The organism is Halomonas sp. KM-1 (assembly GCF_000246875.1).
GTDB lineage: Bacteria > Pseudomonadota > Gammaproteobacteria > Pseudomonadales > Halomonadaceae > Halomonas > Halomonas aerodenitrificans.
In genome coordinates, this window is sequence record NZ_BAEU01000071.1 from 1 (window position 1) to 10,368 (window position 10,368).

General features: G+C 68.6%; 9 protein-coding genes and 1 pseudogene. 3 read left to right on the forward strand and 7 right to left on the reverse strand.

The window, feature by feature from the left end:
- The 4 genes and pseudogenes from B8115_RS23250 to B8115_RS07290 form a co-directional block, all read right to left on the reverse strand.
- Window positions 1–221: pseudogene (locus B8115_RS23250) on the reverse strand (ABC transporter permease); the annotation flags it as partial.
- A complete protein-coding gene (locus tag B8115_RS07280) occupies window positions 218–982 on the reverse strand; it encodes an ATP-binding cassette domain-containing protein (protein WP_010627117.1) in 765 nt (254 codons plus the stop codon). The pseudogene B8115_RS23250 and the gene B8115_RS07280, both read right to left, overlap by 4 nt.
- Window positions 982–1,854, reverse strand: a complete 873-nt coding sequence (locus B8115_RS07285) for a putative selenate ABC transporter substrate-binding protein (protein WP_010627118.1) — start codon at window positions 1,852–1,854, stop codon at window positions 982–984. The genes B8115_RS07280 and B8115_RS07285 overlap by 1 nt, the downstream gene beginning before the upstream one ends.
- An 80-nt stretch (window positions 1,855–1,934) precedes the next feature.
- Window positions 1,935–2,795, reverse strand: coding sequence for a MurR/RpiR family transcriptional regulator (locus B8115_RS07290; protein ID WP_010627119.1), 861 nt, complete (start codon window positions 2,793–2,795; stop codon window positions 1,935–1,937).
- 196 nt (window positions 2,796–2,991) lie between these two features.
- On the opposite strand from B8115_RS07290, the gene zwf reads away from it, so the two are divergent.
- The 3 genes from zwf to B8115_RS07305 are packed head-to-tail and all read left to right on the forward strand — an operon-like array spanning window position 2,992 to window position 5,851.
- Window positions 2,992–4,500: a glucose-6-phosphate dehydrogenase gene (zwf, locus tag B8115_RS07295; RefSeq protein WP_010627120.1), complete on the forward strand. Its 1,509-nt coding sequence runs from the start codon at window positions 2,992–2,994 to the stop codon at window positions 4,498–4,500.
- A 1-nt stretch (window position 4,501) separates the two neighbouring features.
- Complete coding sequence (gene pgl / locus B8115_RS07300; RefSeq protein ID WP_010627121.1) at window positions 4,502–5,173, forward strand: 6-phosphogluconolactonase; 672 nt, start codon at window positions 4,502–4,504, stop codon at window positions 5,171–5,173.
- Window positions 5,174–5,188: 15 nt separating this feature from the next.
- Complete coding sequence (locus tag B8115_RS07305; protein ID WP_010627122.1) at window positions 5,189–5,851, forward strand: bifunctional 4-hydroxy-2-oxoglutarate aldolase/2-dehydro-3-deoxy-phosphogluconate aldolase; 663 nt, start codon at window positions 5,189–5,191, stop codon at window positions 5,849–5,851.
- Between the two features lie 96 nt (window positions 5,852–5,947).
- Here B8115_RS07305 and B8115_RS07310 read toward each other — a convergent pair whose 3' ends face one another.
- The 3 genes from B8115_RS07310 to ptsP form a co-directional block, all read right to left on the reverse strand.
- Complete coding sequence (locus tag B8115_RS07310) at window positions 5,948–7,690, reverse strand: PTS fructose-like transporter subunit IIB (protein WP_010627123.1); 1,743 nt, start codon at window positions 7,688–7,690, stop codon at window positions 5,948–5,950.
- Window positions 7,687–8,661, reverse strand: coding sequence for a 1-phosphofructokinase (pfkB, locus tag B8115_RS07315; RefSeq protein WP_010627124.1), 975 nt, complete (start codon window positions 8,659–8,661; stop codon window positions 7,687–7,689). Before pfkB ends, B8115_RS07310 begins: the two co-directional genes overlap by 4 nt.
- Window positions 8,661–10,368 (reverse strand): phosphoenolpyruvate--protein phosphotransferase (gene ptsP / locus B8115_RS07320; protein ID WP_010627125.1); only part of this gene is annotated, 1,708 nt, incomplete at its 5' end. The genes pfkB and ptsP, both read right to left, overlap by 1 nt.

The following is a 10,368-nucleotide window of genomic DNA, read 5'->3' on the forward strand; positions in this document are numbered from 1 at the left end:
GATTCCAGCGCGCCCCAGGCGGGCCAGGCCAGCCCGGCGGCCATGCGTCCGAGTTCGCCCCAGGGGTCGCGGGTGTGAATGGCCAGGTCGGCGAAGGGCACCAGCAGCACGGCAAGCGCCACCAAACCCAGGCTGTGACGGGCCAGGCGCAGGCCGGGGGAGCCGCCGCGCCACCAGCTGCGTGCCGAGGGCGGACGGCTATCGACCAGGCCGTCGCTCATGGCCGTCCTCGGGCGCAGGGCAGCGCCTCGGGGCTGGGCAGCGGCACATCGTCGTTGCCGGGCGGTGGGCTGCCGGCCGGTTCCGCGGCATCGGGATAGAGCGCATCGAGCTCGGCCAGGCTGAGCTCGTCGGCGCGGGCATCGATCGCCAGGCGGCCGTCACGCAGCCCCCACACCCGGTCGAAGTGGGAGAGCGCCAGCTCGCGCTGGTGCAGCGCCACTACCGAGGTGGTGTGGCGGGAGTCGATCAGGTCCAGCAGCCGCAGCGCCTGGTGAGGATCGACGCTGGCCACCGGTTCGTCACCCAGGAACAGCGGGCGGGCCTGATACAGGGCGCGGGCGATGGCCACCCGCTGGCGCTGGCCGCCGGAAAGCTCGCCCACCGGGCGGCGCATCAGGCCGTTCAGGCCCAGTTCGTCGCACAGTGCGGCCACTTCCCGCCATGGCCCGCGCAGTGGGCGCACCAGGTTCCACAGATTGGCCAGCGCCGAATGCTCCGGCAGGCGCCCCATGAAGACGTTGTGATAGACGGCAAGCTGCGGCACCAGGCCGTGATGCTGAGGGCACCAGGCCGCCTCTCCCCCCAGCCGGCGGCGCAGCTCAGCGAGCAGCGTCGACTTGCCGGCGCCGCTCTGGCCGAGCAGGGCGACCCGCTCGCCCTGGTGCAGGGCAAGGCTCAGGCGCGGCAGCACCACATGCGCGCCGTGACCGAGATCCTCGCCCTCGAAGCGAACCAGCAGGCGCCGTTGCTCGCTCTCCATCAGCGCAGCAGGCCGAGCTCTTCGGCCACCTCCTCGATGGGGGCATAAAGGTCGTTGTCGGCGGGAATGAACGCCTCACGGGGGAAGGAGGCGAGCAGCTCCGGGTCGTCCATCTCGAGGAAGGCGGCCCGCACCTTCTCGGTGAAGCCTTCGCCGAAGCGTTCGTCGGCGTCGCCGCGCAGGGTCCAGTTGTAGTCCGGGTAGGGCGGCGTGGCCCAGATCACCCGGACCTGGTCGGTATTGACCCGGCCATCCTCGACGGCGGCTTCCCACACCGTATAGTTGACCGCGCCGATGTCGTAGGTGCCAGCTTCGACCAGAGCAATGGTGCGCGAGTGATCGCCGGAGTAGCCGACGCGGGAGAAGAAGCGCTCCGGGTCGACGTCGTCGAAGCGCTCACGGAAGAAGTGTTCCGGCATCAGGCGCCCGGAGGTGGAGGTGCGCGAGCCGAAGGTGAGGCTCATGCCTTCCAGCTCGTCGGGCAGCTCGTCGGCACGCTCGAGGCCGGTGGACTCGTGAGCGATGAAGTAGCTCATGAAGGCATCGTCCTCGCTGCCCTGGGCCAGTGCCTGGGAGCCCGGGACCAGGCGCCGCGCCTGCACGCCGGAGAGGCCGCCGAACCAGGCCAACTGGACCTGATCGTTGCGGAAAGCGGTGACCGCGGCGCTGTAGGACTTCACCGGTACGTACTCCACCTCGACCCCGAGGCGCTCCTCGAGGTAGTCGGCCACCTTGCCGAAGCGCTCGACCAGACGCGCCTGATCCTCGTCGGGGATGGCGGTGAAGCGGAAGGTCTCGGCGGCGGCACCCTGCGCCAACAGGGCGAAGGCGAGGGCGGAGAGAGAAATGGCAGAACGTGCGATCCGTTGCATCGAGGGCCTCGAAGTGAGAAGGAAGGGAGCCGCTATTGTTGTGCCGTCGCGGCGCCCTGACAACCCTTCGGCCGCTGGACTCAATCCTGGCGCGTCGCCGGGTAGCGGGTCTCCTGCAGGCTGTCCTTGATCTTCTTCAGGTGCGGCAGGAAGTCCTCGCCGCGACGCAGGGTCACCCCGGTGGCCAGCACGTCGATCAGGGTGAGCTGGATCATGCGTGAGGTCATCGGCATGTAGACGTCGGTGTCCTCGGGGGTGGCGACCTCCAGGGTTTCGGTGCACTCCGTGGCCAGCGGCGAGTCGGGTGCGGTGATGCCCAGCACCACGGCGCCGCTCTCCCGCGCCAGGCGGGCGATGTCGACCAGCTCGCGGGTGCGCCCGGTCCAGGAGATGACCACTACCACATCGCCGGTATGGCAGGCCGATGCCACCATGCGCTGCATCAGCACGTCGACATAGGCCGTAACCGGCAGGTTGAAGCGGAAGAACTTGTGCTGGGCATCCTGTGCCACCGCGCCGGAGGCACCCAGGCCGAAGAAGTGGATCTGCTTGGCCTGAATGAGGTAGTCCACCACCCGCTCGATGCGGGCCGGGTCCAGCGTGCGGCTGGCTTCGTCGAGAGCGGCAATGGTGGCGCCGAAGATCTTGCCCGTGTAATCCGCCGCCGCGTCGCCGGGCTCGACCGACTGGCTGACATAGGGCGTGCCGCCGGCCAGGCTCTGGGCCAGCTTGATCTTGAAGTCGGGATAGCCCTTGGCATCGAAGCTGCGGCAGAAACGGTTGACGGTGGGCTCGCTGACCGAGGCGGCCTGGGCCAGGCTGGCTATGCTCAGGCCGGTGGCCCGCGCCGGGTCGGCCAGGATGACGTCTGCTACCTTGCGCTCGGAGCGGTTGAGCTCATCGAGACGTTGTCGAATGCGTTGCAGCAGATCATGGGCCATGGCGGTTGCGACTCTCTGAAACAGATGATGTAGTGATTTAACAACAAAATGATGGGCTATCCTATCGCGGTGTCGTCCCGGCCGCGAATGAGGCAAGCTCATTGCTAGGAAATTAGTGTAATATTACAAAACAAACATTGCGCGGTAAGTGGTGCTGACGTATTTTTTATGTAAGTTAACCAGATTGGGGGCAAACATGAAGGCAACCAGGCGGTCTGAGGACGAGGATCGGCCGGTCATCGATCTGGCGCTGTTCGGCGCCCTGGGCGACCTGTCGCTGCGCAAGCTCTATCCCGCGCTGTACCATCTCGACCGCGAGGGGCTGCTGCACGACGACACGCGCATCCTCGGGTTGGCGCGCCAGGAGATACAGACCGATGCCTTCCGCAAGCGCGTGGCCGAAACCCTGCAGACCTACGTCAAGCCTGCCGAGCTGGACCGCGAGACCGTCAAGCGTTTCACCGCGCGTCTCGATTTCCTGCAGCTCGACTTCGGCACTGCCGAGGGCTATCGCGCCATCGCCGAGTGGCGCAAGGCCGTGCGTCACGACACCGTGGTCTGCCCCCTGGTCGTCTATCTGGCCGTGCCGGCCAGCCTGTATGGCGATATCTGCCGCAATCTTCAGGCCGGTGAATGTCTCGACGAGCTTTCCCGGGTGGTGGTCGAGAAACCGATCGGCTACGACTTCGAATCCTCCTGCGAGATCAACGATGCCATCGGCGAGGTGTTCCCGGAGTCCCGGGTCTACCGCATCGATCACTATCTCGGCAAGGAGACCGTCCAGAACCTGATCGCGCTGCGCTTCGCCAATCCCCTGTTCGGCACCCAGTGGAATCAGAACCACATCTCCCACGTGGAGATCACCGTGGCCGAGCAGGTCGGCATCGAGGGGCGCTGGGGCTACTTCGACCGTGCCGGCCAGCTGCGCGACATGGTGCAGAATCACCTGCTGCAGCTGGTCTGTCTGATCGCCATGGACCCGCCGGCCAACCTGGATGCCGACGCCATCCGCGACGAGAAGGTCAAGGTGCTCAAGGCGCTGCAGCCCTTCAGCGAGGCCAAGCTCAATCGTGACGTGGTGCGCGGCCAATACATTGCCGGCACCATCAAAGGCAAGGGCGTGCCCGGCTACCTCGAGGAGGAGGGCGCCAACCGCGAGAGCGGCACCGAGACCTTCGTTGCGATGAAGACCGGCGTCTCCAACTGGCGCTGGGCCGGGGTGCCGTTCTACCTGCGCACCGGCAAGCGCATGCCCGAGAAGCTGTCGCAGATCGTGATTCACTTCCGCCAGCAGGCGCACTACATCTTCGACCCCGATCAGCGCAATCTGGCCGCCAACAAGCTGATCATCCGCCTGCAGCCGGACGAAGGCATCGCCCTGGAGGTGCTGACCAAGGACAGCGGCCTGGACCGCGGCATGCGCCTGCGTCGCGGGCCGCTGCATCTGGATTTCGGCAGCGCCTTCCCTCAGGAGCGCATTCCCGATGCCTACGAGCGTCTGCTGCTCGAGGTGATGAAGGGGCGCCAATACCTGTTCGTGCGCCGTGACGAGGTGGAGCACGCCTGGCACTGGTGCGACAGTCTGATTGCCGCCTGGGAGGAGATGGGCGAGCCGCCGCGGCGCTATCCGGCCGGCTCCTGGGGTCCGGTGGCCTCCATCGCCATGATCACCCAGGACGGGCGCAGCTGGTACGAGGACTACTGACATGACGAACGCCACACCCCGCGAGCAGCTTGCCGAGCAGCTCGCCGAAGCCGTCGCCGAGGCGCTGCGTCAGGACCTGGCGCAGCAGGAACGTGCGCTGCTGGTGCTCTCCGGCGGCTCGACGCCGGTACCGTTCTTCCAGGCCCTGGCCAAACAGGCGCTGCCTTGGGAGCGGGTCGAGGTGACCCTGGCCGACGAGCGTTGGGTGAGCGAGAGCGACGAAGCGAGTAATGCGCGCCTGGTGCGTCGCCATCTGCTGCAGGGCAAGGCCGCCGCGGCCAGCTTCGTTGCGCTGACCACCGACGACGAGACGCCCGAGCAGGGCGTCGAGGCCGTTACCCGGCGCATCGAGGCGCTGACCTGGCCCGCCAGCCTGGTGGTACTGGGCATGGGCGGCGACGGTCACACCGCCTCGCTTTTCCCCGACAGCCGCGAGCTGGAGCTTGGCCTGACCACCGATGCTCCGGTGCTGGCCGCACGCACCCCCAGCCAGCCCCAGCCGCGCATCACTCTGAGCGCCGACCGCCTGCATCAGGCGCGGCGCCACGTCTTGCACATCACCGGTGACGACAAACGCAGCGTGCTGGCCCGGGCCATGTCCGGCGACGACTCGCGCGAACTGCCGATCCGTGCCTTTCTTTCCTGCCCGCTGGCCGTCTACTGGGCCCCCTGACCTGGAGTCTTGCTCATGACCATCGACAAACAGCTGCCGTCCACGCGGACCACCGAGCTCGACAGCATCTGCCTCAAGGCGGAAGTCATTCCGGTGCTGGCCATCGAGCGCATCGAGGACGCCGTGCCGCTCGGCCGCGCTCTGGTCGAAGGCGGACTCACCGTGCTGGAAGTGACCCTGCGTACCGACTGCGCCCTGGAAGCGGTGAAGCGACTCAAGGCGGCGCTGCCCCAGGCCAGTATCGGTGTGGGAACGGTGCTCACGCCGGCTCAGTATCGCCAGAGCGAGCAGGTGGGCGCCGACTTCGTGGTCACCCCCGGCACTACCGAAGCGCTCTACCGCTACGGTGTCACCAGCCCGGTGCCGATGCTGCCCGGTGTGGCCACGGTGTCCGAGCTGATGACCGGCTGGCAATACGGCTATCGCCGCTTCAAGTTCTTCCCCGCCGAAGCCAGCGGCGGCGTCAAGGCGCTGAAGGCTTTCGCCGGTCCTATCCCCGAGGCGCGTTTCTGTCCCACCGGCGGCATCACCCTGGAAAACGCCGAAGACTACCTGGCGCTGAAGAACGTGATGTGCGTAGGCGGCTCGTGGCTGACGCCGAAGTCGCTGGTCGATGCCGAGGACTGGAACGGCATTCGCCAGCTCGCCAAGGAAGCCGCCCAGCGTTTTCACCACTGAGCGGCTTCCCCGACCCTCTCTCGTGCTCTCTCGGCAGCCAGGTGCTGTCATTTGCCCGGCCATGTGGCCGGGCTTTTTTTGGCTTGATGAACACACTCAGGCGGCGGCGCCCACCGCTACCGGTGCCGCGCCGCGCTTGATCGCGGCGTAGCCCAGGCCGGTGATCAGCGAGCCGATGACGATGGCGCCGAGGTAGAGCAGCACCGGGGTGATGGCGTTGGGGATCAGCAGCACGAAGATGCCGCCGTGGGGGGCCATCAGTTGGGCGCCGACCAGCATCGAGAGGGCGCCGGTCACCGCGCCGCCGGCGATGCAGGCGGGGATCACGCGCAGCGGATCCTTGGCGGCGAAGGGAATGGCGCCTTCGCTGATGAAGCACAGCCCCAGCACGAACGACGCCTTGCCCGCCTCGCGCTCCGGTTCGGAGAACTTGTGCCGGGCGACGAAGCTGGCGATGCCCATGCCGATGGCCGGCACCATGCCGGCGGCCATGATCGCCGCCATCGGCGCGTAGGTCTGCGAGGCCAGCAGGCCCACGCCGAAGGTGTAGGCGGCCTTGTTCACCGGTCCGCCCAGGTCGAAGCACATCATGGCGCCGAGCAGGATACCCAGCAGCACCGCGTTGGTGGCGTCCATACCGGCAAGGAAGCTGGTCAGGCCGGCCAGTATCGCCGCCACCGGCTCGCCGATGATGTAGATCATGGTCAGGCCGGTGACCAGGCTCGATACCAGCGGGATGATCAGGATCGGCTTGAGCGACTCGACGCTGGCCGGCAGCTTGACGTGGCGGGTCACCGCCAGCGCCACGTAGCCGGCCAGGAAGCCGGCGATGATGCCGCCGATGAAGCCGGCCTCGATGTTGGCCGCCAGCATGCCGCCGATCATGCCCGGCGCGATGCCCGGCCGGTCGGCGATGGAGTAGGCGATGTAGCCGGCCAGCACCGGGATCATCAGAGCGAAGGCGGTGCCGCCGCCGATCTGCATCAGCGCCGCGGCCAGGGTGCCCTCTTCCTGGAAGGCCTCGATGCCGAAGACGAAGGAGAGCGCGATCAGCAGGCCGCCGGCCACCACCATGGGTAGCATGAAGGATACCCCGGTGAGCAGATGCTTGTAGACCCCTTTCTCCTTGATGCTGCGGCTCGCATCGCTGCGACGAGCGGTGCCGGTCTCTTCCACCTCGGCCTGATCGAGGGCCGCCTCGATGGTGGGACGCGGCTTCTTCAGTGCGTTGCCGGTGGAGGTGCGGTAGATGCGCTTGCCGGCGAAGCGGGTCGGGTCGACCTCGATGTCGCAGGCCAGAATCACCACGTCCGCCGCGGCGATCTCCTCGTCGGTGAGCTTGTTCTGCGCCCCCACCGAGCCCTGGGTCTCGACTCGAATCGCGTGGCCCAGGCTCTTGCCCGCTTCGCTCAGTGCCTCGGCGGCCATGAAGGTGTGAGCCACTCCGGTGGGGCAGGCGGTCACGGCGACGATTTTGCTGCCGCCGGGCGCTTTATGCTGGGTGGCCACCGCGCTCTGGGCGGGCGGAGTGAAGCTCTCGGCCTCGCGCCGGGCGCGCTGCAGGAACGCCTCGGGGTCGGGCAGGGCTTCGCCGATGGCGGCGCGGAACAGTTGCTTGTCGGCAAAGCGCTCGGCGGCAGGAATCTGGTCGGCGGCGACCACGACCAGATCGGCCGCGGCAATGGCGTCGGCCGAGACGGGCTCGACGGCTTCGAGCTGGCTGTGCATCTCGACGCTGGCTTGCCAGCCCAGGCGACGGGCGGCCTGCTCCAGGCGCCGAGCGGCGAGGAAAGTGGTGGCCATGCCGCTGGGGCAGGCGGTGACGATGATCACGTTCATGCGAGGGCTCCCCCTGCGTCTACGTCGTTGAGGCGACGCACGCGGGTCTGTTGTTGAAGTTGCGGTAAGTCCTCGGCGTGGAGGTTGCCCACGCCCAGGTGACGAACCGATTCAGCGGAGAGTGCGGTGGCCAGGCGCAGGGCCTGGTCGGGCGGATGGCCGCACACCACCCCGTGCAGCAGGGCGGCAAGCAGGGTGTCGCCGGCGCCTACGGTGCTGGCGACGCTGACCCGGGGCGGCATGGCCTGCCAGGCGCCGCGATGGCTGACCCACAGCACCCCGGCAGCCCCGGCCGAGACCACAGCCTCCTCGATGCCGGCGGCGTATAGGCGTAGTGCCGCGGTCAGGCGTGCTTCCGCCGTGTCGAGGGTGTTGCCGGCCCAGGTGGCCAGCTCGAGCTCGTTGGGCTTGACCGCGGTGGGGCGAGCCGCAATGGCTTGATCCAGGGCGGCGCCGCTGGTATCGACCCACACCGGCAGGCCCGCCTCGCGCAGCCGGGTGACCAGCTCGGCCAGATTGGCCGGTGTCACGCCGGGTGGCAGGCTGCCGGCGATCACCACAGCGTCGGGGCGCCGTCGCGGGTCGCCGATGCGCGTGTCGAGACCGTCGAGCAAGCGCTGCCAGGCCGCTTCGTCGATGGCCGCGCCGGGGCCGTTGATGTCGGTGATGCGACCGTCGGCCTCGGCGAGCTTGGCATTGATGCGGGTCTCGCCGGGTACGCGGAGGAAGGCGTCTTCCACGCCCATGGCTTCGAAGGCGCGCAGGAAGGGGCCGTCGTTGTCGGTGCCGAGAAAGCCCGACACCGTCACGTCGTGACCCAACTGGGCCAGCACCCGGGCCACGTTGACGCCCTTGCCGGCCGCCGTCAGGTGGGTCTCATGGGTGCGGTTGACCGTGCCCGGCTCCAGCCGCTCCAGGCTGACGGAGAGGTCCAGCGCCGGATTCAGGGTGAGGGTGAGCAGGCGGGCCATCAGCGTGCCTCCAGGGCGTCGCGTACCGCCTCGCTGGTGGCCTGGGCCAGTGCCAGTTGGGCCTGGGTGCGGGCCTCGGCCAGATCGAATTCGCGCAGTCTGGCCTTGACCAGCGGTACCTGGCGCGCGCTCACCGAGAGCTCATCGACGCCGAGTCCGACCAGCACCGGCACCGCCAGGGTGTCGCTGGCCAGCTCGCCGCATACCCCGACCCACTTGCCGTGGGCATGAGCCGCCGCTACGGTCATCTCGATCAGGCGCAGCACCGCCGGATGCAGGCCGTCGGCTTGGGCCGAGAGCTCGGGGTGGTCGCGGTCGATGGCCAGGGTGTACTGGGTCAGGTCGTTGGTGCCTACCGAGAAGAAGTCGACCTCGGCGGCCAAGACAGGTGCCAGCAGGGCCGCCGAAGGCACCTCGATCATCACCCCCAACTGCACGTCGGTGGCGCGCTCGGCAGCGGGAATTTCGTCGAGCAGGCGCTCGAAGATGGCGCGTGCGGCGCGGAATTCGCCCACGTCCTTGACCATCGGCAGCATGATGCGCAGCGGCTGCGGCTTGTCCGCCGCCTCGCTGGCGGGGGCCGCCGCCATCAACAGCGCCCGCAGTTGGGTTTCGAGCACCTCGGGCCGGGTCAGGCTGAGGCGGATGCCGCGCAGCCCGAGGAAGGGGTTGTCCTCCTTGGGCATCGGCCAGTAGGGCAGCGGCTTGTCGCCGCCCACGTCGAGGGTGCGGGCCACTAGCGGACGGCCGTCAAGGGCGTCCAGAGCCTCGCGGTACTCTTCGATCTGCGTGGCGAGATCCGGCTCCCGGGCGTGGGCCATGAACAGGAACTCGGTGCGCAACAGGCCGATGCCCTCGGCGCCGCGCTCCACGGCATCGGCGGCGTGGGTGGTGTTGCCCAGGTTGGCGGCCACTTCCACGCGATGTCCGTCACGAGTTTGGGCCGGCTCGAAGCGCGCCTGCCACGCCTCGGCCTCGCGCCGCTGGCGTTCGGCCAGGCGCTGCTCGGCGCTGGCGCGGCGTTCGGCAGAGGGCGCCGGAATCACCCTGCCGCGTTCGCCATCAAGAATCAGCTCCTGGCCGCCTGCCAGCGTCAGCACCCGTTCGCCGGCGCCCACTACGGCAGGAATCCCCAGGGCGCGGGCGAGAATCGCGCTGTGTGCGGTGGCGCCGCCGCGGGCGGTGAGCAGGCCGCGCACCCGCTGTGTGTCGAGCCGCGCCACGTCGGAAGGGCCGATGTCGTCGGTCACTAGGATGTAGGGCGTCTCCGGCGGCTCGGGCAGGCTCACCTCGCACAGTACGCCGAGTACGCGGCGGCCGACGTCGCGCAGGTCGGCGGCGCGCTCGGCCAGCAGGCGGTCGGCGAGCATCTCCTGGGCATGGGCGGCGGTCTCGATGGCTACCCACCAGGCAGCCTCGGCCGAGCGGCCCTCCTGAATGCCCTCACGGGCGGCCTCGAACAATTCGGGGTCTCTGAGCATCTCCTCGTGCATGGAGAGGATCTGCGCCACTTCGCCGCCGCGGGCCTGCTGGACCAGTGCCTCGAGCTGGGCCGCCCCCTCGGCGATGGCCTGGCGCAGGCGCTGCTGCTGCTCGGCAGGGTCGGCGGCGCGCTCGGGATAGTCGAAGCGCGGGGTCTGCAGCACGAAGACCGGTGCGATGGCCAGCCCCGGCGATGCCGCCACTCCCGGGTGCGGCGTATCGTCG